16 protein-coding genes are annotated in these 22466 nt (G+C 52.6%); 6 read left to right on the forward strand and 10 right to left on the reverse strand.

Features of this window, described 5'->3' with window-relative positions:
• Window positions 1–7: 7 nt before the first annotated feature.
• The 3 genes from BUB30_RS11775 to BUB30_RS11785 all read right to left on the reverse strand — a co-directional run bounded on the left by BUB30_RS11775 (window position 8) and on the right by BUB30_RS11785 (window position 7565).
• Complete coding sequence (locus BUB30_RS11775; RefSeq protein ID WP_073133858.1) at window positions 8–2569, reverse strand: circularly permuted type 2 ATP-grasp protein; 2562 nt, start codon at window positions 2567–2569, stop codon at window positions 8–10.
• 13 nt (window positions 2570–2582) lie between these two features.
• Window positions 2583–6017 (reverse strand): transglutaminase family protein, encoded by a 3435-nt coding sequence (locus tag BUB30_RS11780; protein WP_073133860.1) that lies wholly within the window; start codon window positions 6015–6017, stop codon window positions 2583–2585.
• 171 nt (window positions 6018–6188) lie between these two features.
• On the reverse strand, window positions 6189–7565 hold the full coding sequence (locus BUB30_RS11785; protein WP_073133862.1) for an MBL fold metallo-hydrolase: 1377 nt from the start codon (window positions 7563–7565) through the stop codon (window positions 6189–6191).
• A 112-nt stretch (window positions 7566–7677) separates the two neighbouring features.
• On the opposite strand from BUB30_RS11785, the gene BUB30_RS11790 reads away from it, so the two are divergent.
• Both BUB30_RS11790 and BUB30_RS11795 read left to right on the forward strand, forming a co-directional pair.
• Entirely contained in the window at window positions 7678–9801 is a 2124-nt protein-coding gene (locus BUB30_RS11790; protein ID WP_073133864.1) for a WG repeat-containing protein, read from the forward strand.
• Between the two features lie 83 nt (window positions 9802–9884).
• The gene (locus BUB30_RS11795; RefSeq protein WP_073135103.1) at window positions 9885–11789 is read left to right on the forward strand and encodes an adenylate/guanylate cyclase domain-containing protein; all 1905 of its coding nucleotides are present in this window, start codon (window positions 9885–9887) and stop codon (window positions 11787–11789) included.
• Between the two features lie 18 nt (window positions 11790–11807).
• Here the strand turns inward: BUB30_RS11795 and lspA are convergent, their stop codons facing one another.
• The 4 genes from lspA to proS form a co-directional block, all read right to left on the reverse strand.
• Complete coding sequence (lspA, locus tag BUB30_RS11800; protein WP_073135105.1) at window positions 11808–12308, reverse strand: signal peptidase II; 501 nt, start codon at window positions 12306–12308, stop codon at window positions 11808–11810.
• Window positions 12309–12506: 198 nt separating this feature from the next.
• On the reverse strand, window positions 12507–13502 hold the full coding sequence (gene floA, locus BUB30_RS11805) for a flotillin-like protein FloA (RefSeq protein WP_073133866.1): 996 nt from the start codon (window positions 13500–13502) through the stop codon (window positions 12507–12509).
• Between the two features lie 13 nt (window positions 13503–13515).
• Entirely contained in the window at window positions 13516–13983 is a 468-nt protein-coding gene (locus BUB30_RS11810; RefSeq protein WP_073133868.1) for an NfeD family protein, read from the reverse strand.
• 98 nt (window positions 13984–14081) lie between these two features.
• Window positions 14082–15560: a proline--tRNA ligase gene (proS, locus tag BUB30_RS11815; RefSeq protein ID WP_073133870.1), complete on the reverse strand. Its 1479-nt coding sequence runs from the start codon at window positions 15558–15560 to the stop codon at window positions 14082–14084.
• 148 nt (window positions 15561–15708) lie between these two features.
• Between proS and BUB30_RS11820 the strand changes: the two genes are divergently transcribed.
• On the forward strand, window positions 15709–16839 hold the full coding sequence (locus BUB30_RS11820) for a hypothetical protein (protein WP_073133873.1): 1131 nt from the start codon (window positions 15709–15711) through the stop codon (window positions 16837–16839).
• Between the two features lie 27 nt (window positions 16840–16866).
• A complete protein-coding gene (locus tag BUB30_RS11825) occupies window positions 16867–18408 on the forward strand; it encodes a PorV/PorQ family protein (RefSeq protein ID WP_073133875.1) in 1542 nt (513 codons plus the stop codon).
• Here BUB30_RS11825 and BUB30_RS11830 read toward each other — a convergent pair.
• The 3 genes from BUB30_RS11830 to BUB30_RS11840 are packed head-to-tail and all read right to left on the reverse strand — an operon-like array spanning window position 18398 to window position 20566.
• Window positions 18398–18898: a shikimate kinase gene (locus BUB30_RS11830; RefSeq protein WP_073133877.1), complete on the reverse strand. Its 501-nt coding sequence runs from the start codon at window positions 18896–18898 to the stop codon at window positions 18398–18400. The two genes, BUB30_RS11825 and BUB30_RS11830, sit on opposite strands and share 11 nt — an antisense overlap.
• A 12-nt stretch (window positions 18899–18910) precedes the next feature.
• Window positions 18911–20023, reverse strand: a complete 1113-nt coding sequence (locus BUB30_RS11835) for a BT_3928 family protein (RefSeq protein WP_073133879.1) — start codon at window positions 20021–20023, stop codon at window positions 18911–18913.
• Window positions 20024–20026: 3 nt separating this feature from the next.
• Complete coding sequence (locus BUB30_RS11840) at window positions 20027–20566, reverse strand: DUF1599 domain-containing protein (protein ID WP_073133881.1); 540 nt, start codon at window positions 20564–20566, stop codon at window positions 20027–20029.
• Window positions 20567–20625: 59 nt separating this feature from the next.
• Between BUB30_RS11840 and folP the strand changes: the two genes are divergently transcribed.
• Window positions 20626–21501, forward strand: a complete 876-nt coding sequence (gene folP, locus BUB30_RS11845) for a dihydropteroate synthase (protein ID WP_073133883.1) — start codon at window positions 20626–20628, stop codon at window positions 21499–21501.
• 60 nt (window positions 21502–21561) lie between these two features.
• Window positions 21562–22428, forward strand: a complete 867-nt coding sequence (cdaA, locus tag BUB30_RS11850; RefSeq protein WP_073133885.1) for a diadenylate cyclase CdaA — start codon at window positions 21562–21564, stop codon at window positions 22426–22428.
• The last annotated feature ends 38 nt before the right edge of the window (window positions 22429–22466 follow it).

A 22466-nucleotide genomic window follows, 5' to 3' on the forward strand; every position in this document is an offset into this window, starting at 1 on the left:
GCCAGTTTTATACTTCCAGTTTAAAATTATCTTTTGTACCTTGATATTGATAGGTGGAGTGACTGAAATACCAGGCCGTGAGCTTCACCGACAGCAACGATATTTTCGAGCTGAGCACTTCGCACACACGATCCAACTCTAATCTGAATTCCAATTCTTTGTCCACGGCCATCAGCGCTTCCACGTTGATGAGTCGCACCAGACTATAACACTCGAACACGATGTTGGAGATCTCGCTGTCGTGGGCGCCCTTCTCTTTTTGTGGAAGCTGCTCCACGAATTTCAGCAGTTGCTCCAACTGCGACAGGATAGAGATGGGGTTCTGTTTATTCAGGAACAACAAGTCTATGGCGGGCGCAATATCGAAATAGGTGCGATACACCGACCTGTAGTTCGACAGATTCTGATTGCTCACCAGCAGTGCTTCCAGGATCTGGAACTCGATGTGCTCCTCATATTGGAACGTGAGCAACGCCCGGTATTGGGTGAGCTCCAACGAGATCTCCTCGATGAGCTGGCCGATGCGATACATCAACCAACCTTCGCCGCGGTACATGCTCTGACGGTTCATTTCCAGAAATGACAGCAGGCTACCGTTTAGTTGATCCAGAAAAGTGAACACGTGCCGTATGCCCTGTGGCTCCAGCACGGCCAGCTTGCGCTTGGTATCTTCCATGTCGTCGATGATGCGCCAGTTGTCGATGGACCAGCGATCGCGCACGGCGTACATAGCTTTCAACAAATTGTTCACCGTAAACACGATGCTGCCGTGCTGGTTTTGATCACAGATCAGTTTGTGGATATCGTTGAGCCGGTCCTCCACCGTGGCCGCCTCGTCTTCTTCCAGGAAGCCGGGGTAGGTGCCGGTGATGTGCGTGATGGTATGCAGCAACGCATTCTGCGCTTCGGACTCCTGACCATTGCTGGCGCTGCCGCTTTGACCCAGGTTGCGCAGAACGATACGAATGAACCGCGACGTACGAACCACCCGCTGTGCATAGCGTCCAACCCAAAAAAGATTCTCTGCCGCGCGACTGGGTAAAACAGCTTTCCGCTTCAGATCAGAATGATGCAACAACGACGGCGTGTTGCTCTTCACCGAAGTTTCCACCCAGGTATCCTTGGCAATGCCACCATCCTGGTTCGACACCAGGAAACTTCCCTTCTCGGGCGAACAACGGGTGAGGCCTCCGGGCATGATGTCATAGCCGCCTTTGGCCGCCACCAGGAAGGTGCGCAGCACGGTGTAGCGCGGTTCCAATTTGCCTTTTGTAAAAACCGGTGAGGTCGAAAACCCAACTTCCTCCTGGCCCACATATAAATACGGCTGGGCTTTCATGCGCCGGATCAAATCGTCTTTTTGTTGTTTTGAAAGCTGGCTGCCAATGACCGTTCCCGAGCCGGTTGTGCGATCTATTTTTTTGATGACGAGCTTGTCGATGTTGTCGATCACAAAGCCCATTTCCTTGGGTTGCCCACACCACCAGGTGGCCACCATTTTGAAAACGGGATCTTCGTTTAGAAAATATTTGAACACGTTGTGCATGAAGGCCATCAATCCCGTGTTCTCCAGGATGCTGCTTCCCAACGGGTTGGCTATCGACACATTGCCTTTGCGGATGGCTTCCAGCAGACCGGGAATACCCAGGTGCGAGTCCTCGCGGAGCTCCAGCGGATCGCAATAGTTATCGTCGACACGACGGAGAATGATGTCTACTTTCTCCAAGCCCTCCACCGTTTTTATCCAGACAAATCCATTTCTCACCACCAGGTCTTCACCTTGCGCCAACGTGAAGCCCATGTAAGATGCCAGGAAGGCATGTTCGAAATAGGTCTCGTTGCGCGGGCCTGGTGTGAGCAGTACGATGCGGGGTTGCTCCTTGCCTTGCGGGGCAATGTCGAGGAAGGCTTGCATCATATTGTTGAAGAAGCCTCCCAGCTTGGTCGTTTGATGGTTGCGGAAAAGTTCCGGGACCACACGGTTCAAGGCACTTCGATTCTCCAACGCATAGCCCATGCCCGAAGGGGCTTGCGTTCTGTCTTTCAACACCCACACTTTTCCATCCGGGCCGCGCGACAGATCGGCCGCATAAAGGATCAATTGGTTGGCACCGGGTAATTTTATTTTATCGCAGGGTCGGAGAAAACCGGAGTGCGCATAGATGAGTTCGGGGGGAATGATCCGTTCTTTCAACAACTTGCGTTCGCCATATAAATCCTCCAACACTTTGTTGAGCACATAGGCGCGTTGCTTCATGCCGCGCTCGGTGATCCGCCACTCCGCAGCCGGGATGAGCAGGGGCATGGTGTCGAGCAACCAGGGACGGTTCAGGCCATCGGTGTCGCCATAGACGTTGTAGGTAACGCCGTTCTCTTTGAGGAGTTTTAGCAATTCCTGCTGGCGGCTTTTCAATTCCTGTAGATCGAGTTGCTCGATGTTGTGGAGCAATCTTTTCCAATGTTCTTTTACTTCACCCTCAAATCCGAAGCACTCATCCAGCTGTGTGCGGTTTGCAAAGTAGCCTCGCGTCCAGGTTTGCAGCGGGGTGTTGGGGTTGGTGCTTTCCATTCGGTGAAGGGCGTCAGAATTGCCGTAAATCTAGTGTATGTGGATACTCGGGGCTTACTTTTATTGCAGGCGGGTCAAATTTCCTTGGAATCTCGTTCTTTTCCAAATATCGACCGACGCCCGCCACGAACGTTTCGCGGGGTGTGACCGGCCCTTGCGTATGACCCTCGCTCCAAAAACGACTGATCCTTCTCCCCTCGGCTTCAAATGCGTTGATGGGAAACGTGTCGTAATTTCTTCCACCGGGATGCGCCACATGATAGGTGCATCCTCCAATCGCCCGGTTGTTCCAGGTGTCCACGATGTCAAACACCAAAGGCACATCTTTTCCCAGCGTAGGGTGCAAAGCCGATGGCGGGCTCCAGGCACGGTAGCGCACGCCGGCAACAAACTCGCCCTTTACAGGTGTCTCCGACAACGGTACGGGTGTGCCGTTGCAAGTGATCATGTAGCGGTCTTTGTTGAAGTTTTTTACTTTGACTTCGATCCTTTCCACAGAAGAGTCCACAAATCGCGCTGTGCCGCCGCTGACAGCTTCTTCGCCCAATACATGCCATGGCTCTATGCCCATGCGCAACTGCAGCTCCATGTCCAGTAAGGTAATTTTTCCGTGTAGAGGAAAACGGAATTCAAAAAACGTATCCAACCACGCAAGGTCGAACGGATAGCCCGCTTCTGCCAGATCGCGTGTTACTTCCGCCAGATCTTGTTGCACATAATGCGGCAACATAAACGTGTCGTACAATGCCGTCCCCCAACGTACGAGCTTGCGCTTGTAGGGCGTCTTCCAAAACCAGGCCACGAGGCTTCGCAACAACAACAACTGCACGATGCACATCTGTTTGTTGGGCGGCATGTCGAAGGCGCGAAACTCCAGGATGCCGAGACGGCCGGTGGAGCTGTCGGGGGAATAAAGTTTGTCGATGCAGAATTCTGCGCGATGTGTGTTGCCGGTGATATCGATCAGCAAGTTCCGGAAGATCCGATCGACCAACCAGAACGGCACGTCGCCTTGTTCGGGAATCTGGCTGAAGGCAATCTCCAACTCGTATAACATTTCCTGCCGTCCCTCGTCGACACGTGGTGCCTGGCTGGTAGGGCCAATAAATTGAGAGGAAAATAAATAAGATAAGCCGGGGTGATGTTGCCAATACGTGATGAGACTTCTCAACAGATCGGGCCGTCGCAGCAACGGGCTATCCGATGGCGTGATGCCGCCAATGGTAATGTGATTGCCACCGCCCGTTCCGGTATGTTTTCCATCCAGCATGAACTTCTCGCTGCTCAGGCGGCTGAGACGCGCTTCCTCAAAAAGAATATCGTAATGGTTAACCAGCTCTCTCCAGTTCTTCGCAGGATGAATGTTCACCTCCAGCACACCGGGGTCAGGTGAAAGTCCCAGTTTCGTCAAGCGGTTGTCGCGCGGACATTCGTAGCCTTCGATCACCACTTTGAGGTTTAACTTTTCTGTTGCGGCCTCAATGGACGCTAGCAGGTCCATGTAGTGTTCAGCATATTGCAGCGGGGGCATGAAGAAGTAAATCTTTCCGTCCCGCAGTTCGATACACAACGCCGTCTTCACCGTATAGCCGTCGAAAGTGGTCTCGGGTTCTTTTGACACTTCTTTTTTCTCCAATTTCTCCTTCAGGTCTTTCGGCTCTTCTTCATCCAAAACCGTGGTAGCAAAAAATTCCTTCGGGAGTACGCCCGGTTCTATTTCGTAGAAGTAACGATGTTGAACGTGCTGGTGAAAATTTGCCAGTGCCGGCAAACTCTCGAACGTGCTGCGCTCCACCGGACGCTGTGTTCGCTTGGGACTGGTGTAGAGTAACGACTTGAGCGGCAAGCGCAGACCAATGGGTGAATTTCCCGGAATGAGCACCAGGTGATTGCTTCTGAATTCCCATTTGCAAGAAAGCCACTGATTGTTCCAATGATTCCATTCGAGTGGAATAACATATCCGGCCGGCGTCGCCATGCCGTTGACCAGCAACTCCGCCAGCTTTCTCCGCTCCAGCGGATCGTCCAGGTTAGCCTTATACGGATCAACGTTCACCGGCACCTTACTTTCTTCCCAAAGAAAAAAGAATGCATCTTCCAAAGCCGGATGAACATGCTCGGCGGGGATATTCAGAAAGCGGGTGATCTCAACGGCCAGGTTCTGCACATCCTTGATCGTAAATGAAGAAGCGTTGTCCTCCAGGTCCAGCAACGCATCATTCTTCCAGATGGGCAGGCCATCGTTTCGCCACAGCGCAGTGTATTGCCAGCGCGGCAGGGGTTCGCCGGGATACCACTTTCCCTGACCGTAGTGCACCAGGCCGCCTTTTCCAAAAGTGTTCTTCAAGCGCCGGATCAGTTGCGCGCCCAACGCTCTTTTGTGGGCACCGTCGGCGGCCGTGTTCCATTCTTTTGCTTCCATGTCGTCCACAGAAACAAAGGTAGGTTCGCCACCCATCGTCAGGCGCACGTCACCGCGTTGGAGGTCCTCCTCCACTTTATTGCCCAGTGCCATGATGTTGGCCCATTGTTCCTCGCTGTAGGGTTGGGTGACACGCGGATCTTCGTGTATGCGAAAGACTTCGTTTTTGTAGGCGAAGGTAACTTCACAAACATCGGTCATGCCCGTCACGGGCGCAGCACTCACAGGGTCGGGCGTACAGCACAGGGGAATGTGTCCTTCTCCGGCAAATAGACCAGACGTTGGATCAAGCCCGATCCAACCTGCGCCGGGAATGTAAACTTCGGCCCAGGCATGCAGGTCTGTAAAATCATGTTCCGTGCCGGAAGGTCCATCCAAGGCTTTCGTGTCGGCCTTCAATTGAATGAGATAGCCCGACACAAAACGAGCGGCCAGACCCAACTGGCGAAAGGCTTGCACGAGCAGCCACGCGGAGTCGCGGCACGAGCCACTTTTCAACATCAGCGTTTGTTCGCACGTCTGCACACCGGGTTCGAAGCGGATGGTGTAGCTCACATGTTGCTGCACCGCCTGGTTCAGGCTGACCAGCACGTCGATGGTGCGCATCTTTCTCGCGGTCGGGTCCACTTTTTTTAGCCACTGCGAAAAAGCAGGGCCGGTCTCTGCGACTTCGAAATAAGGAAGCAATTCTTTCTTCAGCTGTGTGGTATACACGAAGGGGAATTCCTCCGCATAACTTTCAATAAAAAAATCAAAAGGATTGATCACGATGATCTCGGCGATCACCTCCACTTCAAATTCCAGCGCAGTGGTCTTTTCAGGGAACACCACACGCGCGAGAAAATTACCAAACGGATCCTGTTGCCAGTTGATGAAATGATTGCCGGGTTTCACCTTCAGCGAATACGATAGGATGGGTGTGCGGCAATGGGCTGCGGGACGCAAACGGAACGTGTGCGGCGAGAGGTTTACCGGGCGATCGTATTGATAGGAGGTCTGGTGCCGGATAGCAACTTTGATGGACATAAAAATGAAGTGAATTATTGTTAATAATACTTCATTTTAAAACCAGATGCATGGTGTGGACGGCGATTGTTTAGGCCTTTCCAAACGATCTTCTTTTCAAACGATTGTGTTCAATACGTTCCGGCGGGCCCACCGACGTGAGACCAAAGATGGTAAAGACGAAGGGCGGCGCTATGCCTCGATGGCTTCGGTCACGATCTTGAGGCCGGCTTGCTGCATGGCGCCAAAACCACCGTAGACATTGATCAGGTCGGTGAAGCCATAGGTCTTCATCAGCGAGATGGCGGTCATGGAACGATAGCCTCCACCGCAATGCACGATGTAAGGTTTGTGTTTATCCAGCGTCGTTGTGATCGCCGGGAAATCCCCGAGCGGCAGGAAGGTTGCACCTTTGAGGTGGCTGACATCCCATTCGCCGTGTTTGCGTACATCGAGGACCTGGGCGCCCTGGTGCACTTCATGCTCCACGGCGTCGGCGGTGATGGAATGTACTTTGTCGAGCGTGCCATTGTAGGTGGTGATGCCACCATCGAGATAGCCCGCTACTTTTTCGTAGCCTACCCGGGCCAGGCGCAACACGGTTTCGCTTTCTTTTCCGGGTTCGGTGATCAACACAAGGTCTTTGCGAATGTCTATGAGCGTCCCCACCCACACGGCAAACTGGCCATTGAGACCGATGTTGATGGCACCGGGGATAAATCCTTTTTCAAAAATGTCGGCGGGGCGGGTGTCGAGCAAGATGGCACCAGCGGCGACGGCTTTCTCGAGGGCTTGCTGTGAAAGGGGTGTGGTGTTGCCCGCAATCACGTCTTCGATGGGATCGTAGCCGCTTTTGTTGATGCGGGCGTCTTCGAAGAAATATTGGGGGGGCGGCAAGATACCCTCGGTCACTTTCGAAATGAAAGCCTCGCGGGACATGTCCTGTAGCGCGTAGTTGAATTTCTTTTGTTCGCCAATGGTGGAAAAGGTTTCCTTGCCGATATTCTTTCCACATGCCGAACCGGGTCCGTGCGCCGGATATACCATGACGCTGTCGGGTAAGGTCTTTATTTTCCGCGTAAGCGAATCATACATGAGGCTGGCCAACTCTTCCTGGCTCATCACACCGTCCAGCAAATCGGGGCGGCCCACATCGCCGACAAATAGCGTGTCGCCGCTGAAGAGGGCATATTCCTTACCGTTTTTATCAAGAAGCAAATAGCAGGATGACTCCGGGGTGTGCCCTGGCGTGTGCAGTACGCGGATTTTTACCTCGCCCAGGAGAAATTCCTCGCCGTCTTTGGCATTGTACACTTCATAGTCCGTGTCGGCGCCGGGGCCGTAGATGATGGGGGCCTTTACTTTGCGCGACAGGTCGATGTGACCCGACACAAAATCGGCGTGAAAATGGGTCTCGAAAACATATTTGATCTTGGCACCTCTCCTTTCGGCCAGCTCCACATAGGGTTCGGTCTCCCGCAGGGGGTCGATAATGGCGGCTTCTCCATTGGATTCGATGTAGTAGGCGGCTTCGGCCAGGCAATTGGTGTAGAGCTGTTCGATGTACATGTTTCGCGATAAAAAGTTGAATGGGCGATGTAAGTTTATCTACCCTAAATCAGGGCACAAAGTTCACGAAAATTCCCCTGATTTCATTTTCTGGCCCTAACTTTACCGGCAGATGAAGGGTGTGTATTGTTTTTTTTGGCTGGTGCTGACAACATTTTTCGCCGCCGCCAATGGGCTTAGTGTCTTCGAAGAGAACGGAAAAGTAGGTCTCCGCAACGAACAGGGCAAAATCCTGATCCCTGCGCGCTATGAGGCCCTGGGCTGGAGCGATGGAAATTTCTCGACGCTTACCGCTGTTACCGGCTACAAACTCGATGGGAAATGGGGGCTTATCTCGCTAGAAAACCACCTGGTGACCAAAGCCGAATTTGAAGACCTCTTCCCTGCCGATGCTTCGTTAGTCTACGCCCGCAAAAAATCTCCCATCTCGCTGCGCATTGTCTCCGGTTGCCTGATGGCATCCTCTGGCAAAGAAATCATTCCTTTCGAATACGATGGCATTGCCCTGTCGGGGATCCGCGCCGTGGTGTTTACCAAGGTGGGCAATCAATATCGCTATGGCCTGATCGACCTGGAGAACAAGACCATTATTCCCCAACAATATTATGCCATCCGCTCCATCGGCAGCCTGCGCTATGCGGTGGAGAATTTCGACAACAAGACTGCGCTCTTCACCGAAAGCGGAAAACAAGTGACGGGCTTCACCATCGACAGCCTCTCCCTTTTCAAAAAGAATTACGCCGTCATCTACCAGGGCATGCAGCAGGGTCTTATCGACCGCGAAGGGCAAGTGAAGTTGGAGCCGACGTATCGTGAGATCCGCCTCGAGGACGATGGCACGGTGAAGGCGCGGCAAACCGACGAGTGGTTGTTCCTCGATGGGCAGAACAAATTGCAACAAAAAGTTCAGGCCGATTCCATCATAGCCTTGGGAAAGAATTTGCTGAAAGTGTGCACCGCCGGTCTCATCCAACTGGAAGATTATTCGCTCAAGCCTTTCTTTGCCTCCAACTTTTCTTCCCTGGGCAAATTTGTGCGTGGCAAAGCCTTGTTCACAAAAGAAAAAAAATATGGCGTCATCGGTCAGGATGGAAAAATTCTGATCGAGGCGAAGTATGACAACCTGGTTGTCAATTATCCCTACTACATTTCAAACACCCGGCAGAACGGCAAAGACAATTGGATCGTGCTGGATTCGTTGGGGAAGCCCATTCACACCAAGCCGTACGAACGCATTCATCCCTTCAACGGACAATTGTTCCCCGTCGTAGTCCGCAATTATTGGGGAGCGCTCGATCCCTCGGGCAAAGAGGTGATCGCCTGCACGTATGATTCCATACTTCAACAACTGCATCAAAACCTGGTGGTGAAATTTCACAGCCAGTACGGCATCATCAATCAACATGAAGAGTGGCTGGTGACGCCACGACAAACCAAACTCAAACTGGTTTCCGCCGATCGCTATGTGGAAACCGCCGGCAAGAATACCTACCTCAAATCGTTTGACAACAACGTGATCTATTTTTCTGAAAATCCGATGGAGATCAACGAGCAGCGCATTGTTGAGCGGTTGCCGTCCGGCACCTCGTGGGAAGTGGATTTAAATGGGGTGATCGTGAACCGCCAGGTGCAACCCGAAGGCGCCGTCGAAAAAGTGTATCCGGAATCTGAGGGGCTCCGCGGCATCAAGAAGAATGGCCAATATGGTTTTGTGGATCCCCAGGGAAGGTTGCGTGTTGCCAATCGCTATGACGGCATCCAGGCCTTTAGCGAACAGCTGGCGGCGGTGAAGATCCGCGGCAAATGGGGATTCATCAGCCGCGAAGATAAAATCATCATTCAACCCGTGTACGAAGAGGTGACGCCTTTTCAAAAAGGATTTTCGCTCGTGAAACAAAAAGGCTTGCAAGGGCTTATCGACATAAAAGGAATTGTCATTTTGCCGCCACGGTATGAGTCCGTTACCATCCTGCCCCACGGCAACCTGCTGATCCGCCAGGACAAGCTCATGGGTCTCGCCGACAACACCGGCCGTGTCATCATCAATCCGAAATACCATTCGCTGCAGGACCTCAACAACAATTATGTCATCGTGGAGCGCGACGGGTTGTATGGGGTGATTACCCTTCAAGGGATCAGCACGGTGCCGCTGATGTACGACTACATCGTCTATGATCCCTACAACAATTCCTTCATCGCCCGGAAAAAATCCGAATGGCGGGCGGTGCCCTTATAATCTTCAAAAAATCAAACCGTAACGGACCTTTTCCGTTTTGTTTCCGTAGTTTGTCACATGGATCACTGCGAAACAAAATCGATATGCGTCAACTGGTAGCCATCATGTTTGCCGACATGGCGGGCTACACCGCCCTGATGCAGGAGAACGAACAATTGGCGCGGCAGAAACGCCACCGGCTGAAGAGCGTTCTCGAAAGCGCCGTGAACCTCCATCACGGAAAGATCATCCAATACTACGGCGACGGCTCCCTCAGCATTTTTTCCAGCGCCATCAACGCCGTGCAATGCGCCGTGACGATCCAGCAACAACTTCGCGAAGCGCCTGTGGTGGACCTCCGCATCGGCATTCACACCGGCGATGTCACCGTCGAAGATGGAGCCATCTATGGCGACGGCGTGAACCTCGCCTCGCGTGTGGAATCGCTTGCCGTCCCGGGAAGCGTTTTCATCTCTGAAAAAGTGCACGACGAGATCCGCAACCAGGAGAACATCACCTCCCACGAACTGGGTTATTTCGAATTGAAGAATGTGAAACTACCCGTGCGTATCTTCGCGATCGCCAGCGGCGGTCTGGTGATCCCATCGCGCGACGAGATCCGCGGCAAGACCAAGCGGCCCTCCAACCGCCTCGCCGTGTTGCCGTTCGTGAACATGAGTGCCGACCCGGAGAACGAATATTTCAGCGATGGCATCACCGAAGAACTTCTCAACGCCCTCACCAAAGTGGACGGCCTGCAAGTGACGTCGCGCACCTCGGCCTATGCCTTCAAGGGCAAGAACGACGACATCCGCGACATCGCCGTGAAGCTCAACGTCGACAAAGTGCTGGAAGGCAGCGTGCGCAAAGCCGGCAGCCGCGTGCGCATCACCGCCCAATTGATCAACGCCGCCGACGGCTATCATCTCTGGAGTGAAACTTACGACCGCGACCTCACGGACATCTTCGAGGTGCAGGACGAGATCAGCGGCATCATTGCGAACAAGCTGCGCGAAAACCTTATCCGCGCACAACGGGAGAGCCAGGCATCGAAGGCACCCACCCAAAATATAGCCGCCTACACGGCCTACTTGCAAGGACTTCATTTCTACAACAAGACCACCCCAGCCGATCTGCGCAAGTCGATCGAACGCTTTGAAGAAGCGATCCAACTGGAGCCGGGCTATGCCCAAGCCTATGCCATGATCGCCACGGCCTACAGCCAACTTGGCGCCAGCGGACAGCTAACGCCTCACAAAGCTTTCGCGCTGGTGCACGAATACGCCGGCAAAGCGTTACAACTCGACAGTTCCATTGCCGAGATCTATATCGCCGAAGCAGGTGCTTATCTTTTCTATGAATGGAAATGGAAAGAAACCTATGAGGCATTGCAAAAAGCCCTTCACCTCAACCCCAGCGCGGCAGCGACCTATCCCTTGCTGGGCTACTATCATGTGCTGATGGGCGAGAAAGCCCAAGCCGTCAAAGCGCTGGAGGACGCCGTGAAGATCGATCCGCTATCGCCGGCCATCAACCATGCACTGGGAAATATGTACGTGTTTGCCGAGCGCTACGACGACGCCATTCGCCAGGCAAATAAATTGCTGGACCTGAATACGCACATCCGCCAGAACCTGGAATTGAAAGCCTGGGCCACGGGCATGAGAGGCGATTGGGAAGAAGCTTGCCATCTCTTTGAGGAAGTCTATCGTTTGACAAACCATCCCTTGAAAGGTGTCATGGGCCTCGGGTATGCGTATGCAAAATTAGGCCAAACAGAAAAAGCGATGGAATGCATTCACAAAATGGAACAACGCCAACGCGAAGAACCCGACGTAGTGCTCGATGCAGATTTCGTGGCCGTTTGGTTTGCGATTGGCAACATGGATAAAGTTTTCTATTACATCAGCCAGTGCGTGGAGAAGCGGGCCGTGCCGGTGAATTTGTTTTTACAATACCCCGTGTTCAAAGGACTGGCGGGCGATCCCCGCCTCGAAGCCTTGAAATGAAATAATGCGAACGCCGCGTTATCCCACTTCAATTTTGCGCTGACGAACAACGTCGAGCACGATCACAAAGGCCCCAACCATGATGGAAACATCGGCCAGGTTGAAAACGCCGGTCTGAAAAATCACAAAGTCAATGTGCAAAAAGTCCGTTACCGACCCATAGATCATACGGTCGTAAATATTACCAAGCCCTCCGCCGATAACGAAACAAGTGCCAATGGTAGTCATGCGCGAAAGGTTCGTTCTTGTGAACACATAAAAACCCGTCAAGCCAAGCACGACCAGCGGAAGGATATTTAACAAAATGATCCTCAGAAAAACTGGCAAAGCACTCCCCAGACTTAAAAACGCTCCCTTGTTCTCCACTTTCAAGAGTTTGAGGTGATCATTCACCAGACTCACCGTCTGATGGTCGCCCAACGAATTCCTGGCAATCGCCTTCGACACCTGATCACACCCCACATTCGACACGAGCACGACCAAGATTAACAGGATATTAAAAATTCGTTTCGCTTTCATAATGCATGCATTTAACGACCAACCCATTTCAATTTAAAGACTTTACCTCGAAAAAAATAACACCCCATCACCCAAAAAAAATTGCCGCATCCCCAAGGACGCGGCAATCTCTAAACCGGTGTCGAAATTCCTTTCAAGCGGCCCGGTTAATATCCCATTACCATTGTTGGCATTCCGCCAACAACACGGCTCAATCCTTTACGGCTGCTCTTTCTTCGGCGAACCCGTCGTTCCCTTTCCGGACCCGGAAATCGCCTGACGCATCTCCGTATCCGCCTGCACATTCTGCATTTTATAATAATCCATGATACCGAGGTTCCCATTCACAAACGCTGCAGCAATAGCCTTGGGAATTTCAGCCTCCGCCTCGATCACCTTCGCACGTGCCTCCTGCGCTTTCGCTTTCATTTCCTGATCCAACGCCACGGCCATCGCACGACGCTCTTCCGCACGCGCCTCTGCCACTTTCAAGTCGGCCGACGCCTGGTCAATTTGAAGTTTTGCGCCGATGTTAGCTCCAACATCCACGTCAGCAATATCAATAGAGAGAATTTCAAAAGCAGTTCCTGCGTCCAGCCCGCGCGATAGCACGAGTTTCGAAATTTTATCAGGGCTTTCCAGCACGTCCTTGTGCGACTTCGCCGAACCAATAGACGACACGATACCTTCACCTACACGAGCCAAAATAGTATCCTCACCGGCACCGCCCACCAACTGGGCAATGCTGGCACGCACCGTAACGCGGGCCACGGCAATGAGCTGAATACCATCCGAAGCTACAGCCGCAACCTTCGGGGTGGTGATCACTTTGGGATTTACCGAGATCTGAACGGCTTGAAACACGTCGCGGCCGGCCAGGTCGATGGCGGTAGCTTGTTTAAAGCTCAGGCTGATGTTGGCCTTATCGGCCGAAATGAGGGCACGGATCACATTGGGCACATTTCCTCCAGCGAGGTAGTGGGTTTCCAATTCGTTGGAAGAAATTTTCAAACCGGCCTTCGTCGCCGTAATGAGCGAGTCCACCACAATGCGCGGCGGCACTTTGCGGATGCGCATAAAGATAAGTTCGAACAACCCAACCTTCACACCCGAAAACAGGGCCGTGATCCAGAGGTTGACCGGAACAAAATAAAGAAACACAAAAAAGAGAATGATCCCGCCAAAGACCAGGATCAATAATGACGCAGCTTCCATGAGTATGTATTGATTAGTTGATAGTTTCCACTGTAATTTGGTGTGACTCGATCTGAACGATCTTTACCTTTTCGCCTTGATTGATATAATTGCCGGAGGTTTTTACCTCGAAAGTCTTGTCGTGAAATTGCGCTTTCCCCATGGGCCGGAGGGTGGAGAGCGTGACGCCTTCATCGCCTATGTGCACCGTTGACATGATACCCTCATTTACCCGGCTGTCGATGGATGATTTTAGTGAGAAGCGTGTCCATGCGCCGGTGCGAAAACTGTAGAAAACGGCAACGACCAGGGAGGCAATGGTGACCATGAGGACGTAGAATCCAACCGTGCTTCCAAAATGCTGATAACTGATAACGACGCCGACAATCGAGAAGATCAAACCCAACAAGCCGACGACCGTGGTGCCGGGAATAAAGATCAGCTCTGCAATGAGGAGCGCAATGCCTATTAAGAGGAGCGCTATAACAATTATCCACATCATAGAGGCAGGGGGAAATTCAAAAATACAAATAAACAAAATGTCTTCCCGTCTTTGCGGCAAAAATTAACCGCTAGACGGGAAGACACGTTCAAAATCGCTCAATATGCCCGCGCAAACAACACGCGACGCGATGAAGGTTTGCCGGAATAAATGCATTTGCCGGCTTCTTCGGGCGCATCCAGGGGAATACAGCGTATGGTGGCCTTTGATTCTTCCTTGATGGCGGCTTCCGTTTCTGGGGTTCCATCCCAGTGGGCCAGCACAAAACCCGCTTTTTCGTCGAGCACCTTTTTGAACTCGTCGTAGGTGTCAACGCGGGTGATCATGCTTTCGCGGAAAGCGTGCGCCTTTTTGTAGATGTTTTCCTGAATATCGTCCAGCAACTTCGGTATGGCCGTGGCCACGTCCGTGAGTTTCATCACTTCTTTTGTTTTGGTATCGCGGCGCGCCACTTCCACGGTGCCGTTTTCCAGGTCGCGGGGACCGATGGCGAGACGTACAGGCACGCCTTTCAATTCCCATTCGGCAAACTTAAAGCCCGGTTTCTGTGTGTCGCGGTTGTCGAATTTCACGGTGTAGCCGGCATCGCGCAGGGTCTTGGCCATTTTATCTACTTCCACGGTGATTTTGCTCAACTCTTCCTCGTTGCGGAAGATGGGCACGATCACTACGTGGATGGGCGCCAGCTTGGGTGGCAGCACCAACCCGTCGTCGTCGGAGTGGGCCATGATGAGAGCACCCATCAGGCGTGTGCTCACACCCCACGAAGTTCCCCAAACGTGGTCCAGCTTGCCTTCCTTGGTGGCAAACTTCACATCGAAGGCGTTCGCAAAATTCTGTCCCAGGAAGTGCGACGTGCCTGCCTGCAGCGCCTTGCCATCCTGCATCATCGCTTCGATGCAATAGGTGTCGACGGCGCCGGGAAAACGTTCACCTTCCGACTTTCTTCCTTTGATGACGGGCATCGCCATAAAACGCTCCGCAAACTCGGCATAGACGTTCAGCATTTGCACCGTTTCGTCCACCGCCTCTTTCGACGTGGCGTGGGCGGTGTGCCCTTCCTGCCACAGGAACTCGGCGGTACGCAAAAAGAGGCGTGTGCGCATCTCCCACCGCACCACGTTGGCCCATTGGTTCACCAGGATGGGCAGGTCGCGGTAGGATTGGATCCACTTCTTGTAAGTGCTCCAGATGATGGCCTCGCTGGTGGGACGGACCACCAGTTCTTCTTCCAGCTTCGCATCGGGATCGACCATGAGCTTGCCGGGGTTTTTCGGATCGCTCTTCAGGCGGTAGTGTGTCACGATGGCACACTCCTTGGCAAAGCCTTCGGCATTCTTCTCTTCGGCCTCAAACATGCTTTTGGGCACAAAAAGCGGGAAATAGGCATTCACGTGGCCGGTATCCTTGAACATTTTGTCCAGCGCCTGCTGCATCTTCTCCCAAATGCTATACCCATAGGGTTTGATGACCATACAACCGCGCACGTCGGAGTGCTCGGCCAGGTCAGCTTTTTTTACTAATTCGTTGTACCACGAAGAGTAGTCTTCACTACGGGTAGGTATTTCTTTGCCCATTGCTTGGTATAATTATTGTTGAAATTCCAGATAGACCGCAAATATAATTTCACGACAACAAATACAGGTGAAATTTTGTAGCTTTATAAGCACTTTTAGGATGTATTTACGTTTATTTAGTGGACAAGAGTTAAAAAAACGAAGGGATATGAAAACCAAGGTCATCATGCTCAGTCTGTCAGCCGCGCTTCTGGCCGGAACAGCGTTCGCACAAGGCATCGAAAACGACGATATGTATTTCAATGCCAAGGACCGAGCGAAGCTGAAGGCCCAGACGACCAAGGCGGACGAGCAGGCCTACACCGCCAGCGCCAAGAAAACCCAAAAATACCAGGATGAGGAGACCCTCAATCCTACCGACAGCTATTCAGCCCGCAACGTGAACCCCGAATATGCCGCCCGGTCGAACGCCCAAACCGCGAAAGCCGACGAGCAGGACTATTTCATCAGCGACTACAAATACGCCAACGCCACCAAGCTGAACAGCTGGAACAACAACTTCAACAACGCCTATAACAACCCCTGGTACAGCTCCACCTACTTCGGCCCCTCCATCTATTCGTGGAACAGCCCTTACTATGGCAGCTATTACGACCAATGGGGAAATCCCTGGATGAATCCTTACTATCAATCCGGCTGGTCGAGCTCGTATAGCTACTATATGGGCAGCAACTGGAACTACGGTTGGGGTAGCGGCTTTGGCATGAGCCTGTCGTATGGCAACCCTTACTATGGCGGCTACGGCTACAGCCCGTATAGCTCCTTCTGGGGTCCTTCTTATGGTTATGGTGGATATTATGGTGGTTACTATGGATATCCCAGCAATGTGGTGGTCATCAACAACGGTGGCAGTACCGGCGAAGGACGCTCCGTCGCCTATGGTCCCCGTGCCACCAGCAACAGCGGCCGGGTGGGTTCCATGACGACCGTAGCCACGAACGGCCGCACACGCCCGAACTATGTGTCGCCATCTACTTCGAACGGCGGAACTACCAACGGCCGGGTGACCACGCAAGGCAGAATTCAGAGTCAGGAAGACTACTATAACCGCAGCTACCGTCAACAACAGCAGCAACAACAAATGCAACAGACGTACTCCAGCCCTTCCCGTTCGGATTGGGGTGGTTCGTCAGGCCAATCGCACTATAACAGTGGCGGTCGTTCGGATTCCTTTGGCGGCGGTTCCCGTTCTTCATTCGGTGGCGGCGGCGGTGGTACGGCCGGTGGCGGATCGTTCCACAGCAGTGGCTCAAACGGCAGATCACGCGGCAGGGACTAATTCATTTTCATTTAACGAAGCACGACGATGTGGAGGAAAATATCAGCCCTCACGGGAATTCTATTGTTCACCATTTCCATAGCATGGTCGCAAGGCTACGTGGAATCGGCGCTCACCTTTAGCCAGACAACGCCCGGTGGAAGCGCCCGCATCCAGGCCATGGGTGGAAGCCAGATCGCGCTGGGCGGCGACTACAGTTCGGCCGCGTCCAACCCGGCCGGGCTAGGCATGTTCAACCGTTCGGAGGTGACCCTGACACCCGGATTTACCAGCTACAACAATCAATCGCACTACTTCGGCGTTTCGCAAGACCAATCCAAGTCCAAATTTGTGGTCCCGGGATTCAGCCTCGTTCTGCACATCCCGAGCCATGGCAACAGTGGCTTTCAGGGCGGCGCTTTTGCCATTACCATGACACGCGTCAACGACTTCAATGCGCCTTTCTCCTACAATGGCAACCCCAACACATCGAAACTGCAGAGCTTTATCGACGATGCCAACGGTTACACCACCGATCAGTTCGACCCCAACGGCAGCACGAACCATAACCGCTACAACAGCCCAACCGGATTGGCTTATTTTAATTACCTGATCGGCCCCGCTTACCTATTGGATGCGAACTATCCCGACGACGAATATTTCACGGATGTGAAGAAGCTTCCCCACCAAAGCGAAACGGTGCAGAACGACGGCATCATTAATCAGTGGAATTTTTCATACGGCGGGAACTACAAGGACATCTTATTCTTTGGTGCAAGCATTGGCGTGAGCTCTCTCCGCTACAAAACAACCAAGACATTTTCAGAATCCTTTACCGACGATGAGTTTGTGAATGGCTGGGACATGAACGAAAATCTCAAGATCACCGGAACCGGCGTCAACGCAACCTTCGGCGCCACGGTACGGCCGGTGGACTTTATGCAAATCGGGATATCGTATACCTCGCCAACATTCTATCAACTCTCGGAAACCTCCGACGCCACGATGAACTCCAGTTGGAAGGATTTCTACTATTATTCAAACAAACCCAATTATAACGGACAAGACGGTAACAAGAAGCTCGGCAACGAAAGCTCGTTTACCGACCAGGTTATCTCAGAATACAGTCTTAGCGCTCCTCACAAGTTCAGCGCCGGGCTAGCCCTTATTTCCAAGTATGGTTTAATTACAGGCGACATAGAAATGCGGAATTACTCAAAAGCAAAATATACTTCCTCCTACAATTCCTATATCGATTTTACCGACTCCAACCTCGGCATCAACGATACCTACAAATCGGTGGTGAACTACCGGGGAGGTCTCGAAGGACGCTACAAGATATTCCGGTTGCGCGCGGGCTATGGTGTTCAAGCCAATCCGTATCGCGGTAGCGACTATGACAACAGCATCAAGACCATCAGTGCGGGCGTTGGGATCAAGCTCGAAAAGTTCCACGTCGATTTTGCCTGGGTACAAAGCAAGGGCAACAGTCTCTACGCGCCTTATTTCATAAGCGACGGCTCGGGGCCCATCGTTGAGTTACAAACCAAAATTGTTACGGGTCTGGTCACCCTCGGCGTCAATTTTTAAGATGTATCGCTTTTAGCAGCGCCGGCAGATCAGCGTTATGGATCGTGACGTTAGCCGTCGCATAGATGGGTTGACGGACGTGACTCATTGTGGTGATCTTCTCACGTCGCTCGGCGGCGTCGGCGGCATGAAGTAGCGGACGGTCTGTTTTGCGATCCAGGCGGGCCAGCAATTCGGAAACCGGCACATCCAAAAAAATACTGAACCCGGTTTTGAGGATGGTATCCATACCGTTATAAAAACAAGGCGCTCCTCCGCCCGTAGCCATCACAAACCCCTTTGTGGACGAAGCCCACTCCGTGAGCAGCCGCGACTCTACCTGGCGAAAATAGTCCTCCCCCTGTTCGGCAAAGATCTGTGAGATCGATTTGCCTTCCTGTCGTTCGATTTCCTTGTCCAGATCAACAAACAACAACAGCAGCTCTTCGGCCAGTTGCCTGCCCAACGTGGTTTTGCCCGAACCGGGCATGCCGATGAGGTAGATCTTCATGCTGATCTGGGATTAATGAAGCAGTGCCATCACCTCGGCAGCGTCAGGTGTGTCGTTGTCATGCCACATGCCCTTCACGGTGCCGTCTACCCACAGGGTGATCCCCGGATTTGCGCGGACAATGGTTTTCAATACCGTGGCATCGGCGAAATAGTAGGGCACGGCCAATTGATGTTCGTGGCGGAAGGCTTCGAATTGCTCCGCGCCTGTGGCCGTGAGCACCATCATGTCCACCTTGCCGTCGAGATCCTTGATGAGCTGGCGGATCTTCTCGATGTTTTTGGTGGAGGCTTTATTGGCGTCGTAGATAATAAAAAACAGCTTGGCGCCTTGGAAGGTCTCCTGGGTCATGTCGTTGCCGTCGGCATCCGAAACCGAATAGTCGGTGATCTTGGGCCGGGTCTTGTCGGCGTTCAATTGCTCGACGCTTTCATATTTATAGATCAGCGTATCCGACAGGTATTTGGCGGACTTGATCAGCGCGCCGTCTTTCTTTTGTTTAAAGGTATACTCAAAGATGGGCTGCTCCGGCGGTTGCATTTGTTGTGGAATGTTGTTGCCTATTTTGTAGGCTCTGAAATCGATGAAAGGGAGATGGCGTATGGCGTAAATGCCCAGCGCAAAACAGATCACCACCACGGCACCGATTACGGCGTGCCCCTCCTTGCTATACAACACGGGTTTGTAGCGCTTGCGATACCAGAACAAGTGCAACACAGGCACCATGAGGATGACGTCTTTGCTGAACGATTGCCAGGGCGTCAGCTTGATGGCATCGCCGAAGCAACCGCAGTCGGTCACTTTGTTGAAAAAGGCCGAATAGAACGTGAGGAAGGTGAAAAAGATCATCAGTCCCAATAACACTTTTGTAGTAAGGTTCATCCGGTAATAAAGGAGTACGGCCACACCCAGGGCCAACTCCAGTACGATGAGGAAGAGCCCGATCTCCAACGCATACGGCTTCAGCCATAAAAAGAAGGACCCGAAATCTTCGGCGAACACTTCAAAATATTCTTCCATCTTGATCTCGGTGCCGATGGGATCGTTGAGCTTGATGAGCCCCGAAAAAATGAAAAGCGCCCCCACGAAATACCGGCTGGCCTGATCTGCGATTTTTTGTATCATATGTTATGCTTTCGATAATATCATGGCGAACACGGCGTAGTTGATCATGTCCTGGTAGTTGGCCTTCACCCCTTCGCTCACTAAAGTTTTTCCTTGGTTGTCTTCGATCTGTTTCACCCGCAACAATTTCATGAGGATGATGTCGGTAATGGACGTGACGCGCATATCGCGCCAGGCTTCGCCGTAGTCGTGGTTCTTGTTTTGAAGCAGGTTGAACGTTTCGTTCACGGCCCCGTCATAGAGCGGCTCCAGTTCTTCCACGGTCATTTCCAGGGAGGAAGAATCGGCGAGCTGCATCTGGATGAGGGCCATGATGCAATAGTTGATAATGGCCACGAACTCGTCGCTGATGGGGTCGTCCACTTTTTGCACGCCTTTTTCCTGGATGCTGCGGATGCGTTGGGCCTTGATGAAGATCTGGTCTGTAATGGACGGTAAACGAAGGATTCGCCACGCCGTGCCATAATCGCGGGTCTTTTTGTCGAACAAAGCCTTGCAACGGGCGATTATTTCTTTGTACTCCTGGGCTGTTTTTTCAATCAAGGCAATATACTTTAGGTGGCAAACTTCTTAATTTGGCTCATAATTCCAGCACGCCCCGCATGAAATCTGCGCCTGAAAATAGATTATTTTCCACAAACAAAACACTGAACCTCCGCGGCCGGCTCATCGACCTCCACACCCCCAAAGTGATGGGCATTTTGAACGTGACCCCCGACAGTTTTTTCGACGGTGGCCGTTACACCACCGAAGATGCCATCGTGCGCCAGGCCGAAAAAATGCTCCAGGAAGGCGCCACCCTCATCGACGTGGGCGCCGCCTCGTCCCGTCCGGGTGCACCCGACGTTTCGAAGGAAGCCGAATTGAGCCGGGCCCTGCTGGCGGTAAAAGTGATCCTGAAAAATTTCCCGGAAGCCTTCGTGTCCATCGATACCTATCGCAGCGCCGTGGCCCATGCCGCCGTCAACGAGGGGGCCGTCCTGATCAACGACATTTCCGGCGGGTCACTGGATCCCCTCATGCTCGACTGCGTGGCGGCCGCAAAAGTCCCCTATGTGGTGATGCACATGAAGGGCGATCCGCAAACGATGACCAAACTTGCGTCATATGAAAACCTGTTACAGGAAGTGTTGAATTATTTTCACGAAAAAATTTACCAACTGCAGCTTCGCGGTATTAAGGATGTGATCGTCGACCCCGGGTTTGGTTTTGCCAAAGGGCCCACGCAAAATTTTGAGTTGTTGCACCAGCTGGAATATCTTCATCTGTTGAACAAACCGCTGCTGGTGGGGTTATCTCGTAAGTCGATGATCTGGAAAACGCTGAACATTGCACCGGAGCAAGCTTTGAACGGCACCACCGCCCTCAACGCGCTGGCCCTCACCAAAGGCGCCGCGCTTTTGCGGGTGCACGATGTGAAAGAAGCTGTCGAGACTATAAAATTGATAACGTCAACCCTAGCCTCCCCCAACGGTTGACCTATTTTATATATCCCCTCGTTCTTCATACTTGATCAATCGTCGTTTACCTTTGTAAGAATGGTCTTACTTTTTAAAATAGGATTTCTGGATGTGACCTGGGTCGATTTTGTCGACATCGCGTTGGTGAGCATATTGCTCTACCAGGTCTACAAGCTCATCCGCGGAAGTATCGCCGTGAACATCTTCCTGGGGATCCTTGCCCTCTACCTGGTCTACCTCATCGTGCGCGCCGCGCAGATGGAGTTGCTGGCCACCATACTCGGCCAGTTCATGGGCGTGGGCGTATTGGCGATGATCATCCTCTTCCAGCCGGAGATCCGGAAATTCCTGCTCGTGATCGGGCGGGGAACAGAATTCAAGGAGAACATTTTCAAGACGATCGCCAACTGGCGCCATCAATATCACGACGACTTCGACATCCACGAGGTAATGGAAGCCGCCAAGGCCCTCAAAGCAACCAAGACCGGCGCCCTGGTTGTTTTTTCGCGCGATACAGAACTCAAATTCTATGTACAAACCGGCGACGCGCTGGATTCGGCGGTGAACAAGCGATTGCTGCTTTCCATCTTTAATAAACACAGCCCGTTGCACGACGGTGCCGTGATCATCCACAAGGGACGGATCAAAGCCGCCCGATGCGTATTGCCCGTCAGCGAGAATGACAACCTGCCTCCACACTTCGGGTTGCGGCACCGCGCCGCCGTGGGCATGTCGGAAAACACCGACACCCTGGTGATGGCCATTTCAGAAGAGTCGGGCCGGCTCATCCTGGCCCGCAACGGCAAATACCTCCGCTCACTGAAATTAAAGCAGGTCGAGCATCGCGTGTTGCAGTACCTGCACAACGATGAGCCGGCGCGTTGGGAAGAAGAAGTAAAGGACGAAGAGCCCGAGCCCACCGAATCGTCGCCTGCAAAAGCATAAGCGGTTTATGTTTAACTTCGTGCCAAATACATTTCCGG

Origin of the sequence: Chryseolinea serpens (assembly GCF_900129725.1) — a bacterium.
Lineage (GTDB): Bacteria > Bacteroidota > Bacteroidia > Cytophagales > Cyclobacteriaceae > Chryseolinea > Chryseolinea serpens.

Excerpts from the sequence above, each read along its gene's own strand:
- cdaA (WP_073133885.1), top strand. The coding sequence starts at position 21,562 with ATGGTCTTACTTTTTAAAATAGGATTTCTGGATGTGACCTGGGTCGAT.
- BUB30_RS11825 (WP_073133875.1), top strand. The coding sequence starts at position 16,867 with ATGTGGAGGAAAATATCAGCCCTCACGGGAATTCTATTGTTCACCATT.
- BUB30_RS11810 (WP_073133868.1), bottom strand. The coding sequence starts at position 13,983 with ATGATGTGGATAATTGTTATAGCGCTCCTCTTAATAGGCATTGCGCTC.
- floA (WP_073133866.1), bottom strand. The coding sequence starts at position 13,502 with ATGGAAGCTGCGTCATTATTGATCCTGGTCTTTGGCGGGATCATTCTC.
- BUB30_RS11785 (WP_073133862.1), bottom strand. The coding sequence starts at position 7,565 with ATGTACATCGAACAGCTCTACACCAATTGCCTGGCCGAAGCCGCCTAC.
- BUB30_RS11775 (WP_073133858.1), bottom strand. The coding sequence starts at position 2,569 with ATGGAAAGCACCAACCCCAACACCCCGCTGCAAACCTGGACGCGAGGC.
- BUB30_RS11780 (WP_073133860.1), bottom strand. The coding sequence starts at position 6,017 with ATGTCCATCAAAGTTGCTATCCGGCACCAGACCTCCTATCAATACGAT.
- BUB30_RS11820 (WP_073133873.1), top strand. The coding sequence starts at position 15,709 with ATGAAAACCAAGGTCATCATGCTCAGTCTGTCAGCCGCGCTTCTGGCC.
- BUB30_RS11830 (WP_073133877.1), bottom strand. The coding sequence starts at position 18,898 with ATGAAGATCTACCTCATCGGCATGCCCGGTTCGGGCAAAACCACGTTG.
- folP (WP_073133883.1), top strand. The coding sequence starts at position 20,626 with ATGAAATCTGCGCCTGAAAATAGATTATTTTCCACAAACAAAACACTG.
- proS (WP_073133870.1), bottom strand. The coding sequence starts at position 15,560 with ATGGGCAAAGAAATACCTACCCGTAGTGAAGACTACTCTTCGTGGTAC.
- BUB30_RS11795 (WP_073135103.1), top strand. The coding sequence starts at position 9,885 with ATGCGTCAACTGGTAGCCATCATGTTTGCCGACATGGCGGGCTACACC.
- lspA (WP_073135105.1), bottom strand. The coding sequence starts at position 12,308 with ATGAAAGCGAAACGAATTTTTAATATCCTGTTAATCTTGGTCGTGCTC.
- BUB30_RS11790 (WP_073133864.1), top strand. The coding sequence starts at position 7,678 with ATGAAGGGTGTGTATTGTTTTTTTTGGCTGGTGCTGACAACATTTTTC.
- BUB30_RS11835 (WP_073133879.1), bottom strand. The coding sequence starts at position 20,023 with ATGATACAAAAAATCGCAGATCAGGCCAGCCGGTATTTCGTGGGGGCG.